This is a genomic window from Burkholderia sp. APQ4-4ca (genome assembly GCF_057837105.1).
Genome location: NZ_JBYQCG010000032.1, coordinates 1 through 332, shown reverse-complemented (window position 1 = coordinate 332; position 332 = coordinate 1). Strand labels below are relative to the sequence as shown.

Here is a 332-nt window from a genome sequence, read left to right as displayed (position 1 = left end):
TTGTCCCCTTCGTCTAGAGGCCTAGGACATCACCCTTTCACGGTGAGTACAGGGGTTCGAATCCCCTAGGGGACGCCAAATTCAGCGGCGTTTCGTAGAAGTGTCGCAAGGCTTGCAGGAACGTAACCGACGTCCTGCAGGTTGGGTAAGAAAGCTGGAGCGGTAGTTCAGTTGGTTAGAATACCGGCCTGTCACGCCGGGGGTCGCGGGTTCGAGCCCCGTCCGCTCCGCCAGAACGAAGCCCGTTCAAAAAACGTTTTTGAACGGGCTTTCTCGTTAAGGATGTAAGCAGTACGTTGTCCCCTTCGTCTAGAGGCCTAGGACATCACCCT

Annotated in this window: 2 tRNA genes; both read left to right on the top strand. The window is 56.0% G+C overall.

The features are described 5' to 3' along the window. Nucleotides 1–2 precede the first annotated feature (2 nt). Nucleotides 3–78: transfer RNA gene (locus AC3IFE_RS01530), tRNA-Glu, on the top strand. A 78-nt stretch (nt 79–156) separates the two neighbouring features. After that, nucleotides 157–233 (top strand) — tRNA-Asp (locus AC3IFE_RS01525). Nucleotides 234–332 lie beyond the last annotated feature (99 nt).